This is a genomic window from Campylobacter sp. BCW_6871 (assembly GCF_001762325.1).
In the GTDB taxonomy this organism is placed as follows: Bacteria; Campylobacterota; Campylobacteria; order Campylobacterales; family Campylobacteraceae; genus Campylobacter_D; species Campylobacter_D jejuni.
Genome location: NZ_MJWQ01000013.1, coordinates 1 through 1,070, shown reverse-complemented (window position 1 = coordinate 1,070; position 1,070 = coordinate 1). Strand labels below are relative to the sequence as shown.

General features: G+C 30.0%; 1 protein-coding gene. It reads left to right on the top strand.

All coding sequences use genetic code 11. From position 1 onward, the window contains the following. Window positions 1-13: 13 nt before the first annotated feature. The coding region (locus AJ930_RS00760; RefSeq protein WP_083263142.1) for a TNT domain-containing protein at window positions 14-1,070 on the top strand (1,057 nt) is incomplete at its 3' end.

The following is a 1,070-nucleotide window of genomic DNA, read 5'->3' as shown; positions in this document are numbered from 1 at the left end:
CACAAGGCTTTTCATGGCTAGAAAAAGAAAGATAACTATTCCTAGAATAGAAGATATTAATGTAACTCTTGATACTTCTTGTATGCATCCTATATTGGAAGATAATACTTTATTATGCTTACATGGAGGTAGAGTTAAGTTAAAAGCAAAAAAGGCTAAAAGAATAAAATATAATAATGTTCCTATTATGTTACACGATGAAATACAAGGAGCTAGTATAAGTGGATGTTTAAATCCTCCAGTAGCTGGAGGACCTTGTACTAAAGTTGCTTTGGTATTTCCTTATACTTATTCAAAGCATAAAATCAATAATAAATATTCCGTTTATCAAATGGGCTTAATAGGAGTAAGTAATAAAGGCTATCCTGTACTTTCTATACCTAAAGGCAATAAGATTAAATTTGCTTTAACTAAAATACAAGCTAGTCCTCTTGCTAAGATTAAGTATGATAGGATAAGATGGCAAGGGATAGTAAACAAACCAAAATCGGCACAAAAAAGCAAAGAAAAAGCAAAAATGCTTTTATATTTAGAAAATGAAAATAAAAAAGGTAAGGTAAATAATAAAGAAGTTCATCTTTACAAACATAATGGAATATGGCCTAAAGATACTCCAAAACCTAGAAGTTCAAATTATATTCTTGAAAATGGGGAGATTGATTGGCCTAAAAAATATGGTTATAAAATCCCACCTAAACCAAGAGAAATCACTCTAAAAAAAGGGATGAAACTGGACAGATATGGAGATAATTCAGGCGGTTTTGTTTGCCCTTTTAAAGAGAAAAAAGGAGCGATGCCTTATGAAAAAAGATCATTGCCCTATGAAAATAATGAAGCCATGCAAAAAACCTATAAAAGATATGAAGTAACAGAAGATATTAATATGGAAAGTATTGATAGAAAGGTTAGAATGAGTGGAGATAATAAATTAATAGAAAAAATTGAAGGGTTAAAAGCAAAAAACGAATTCCATTCCCCAAAAATAGGTAAAATATCTCCACATTTTGAACAAGAAGGCAAAGGAACACAAATTAAACTTCCTATTTCCATAGAAAACTTAATACAATTAG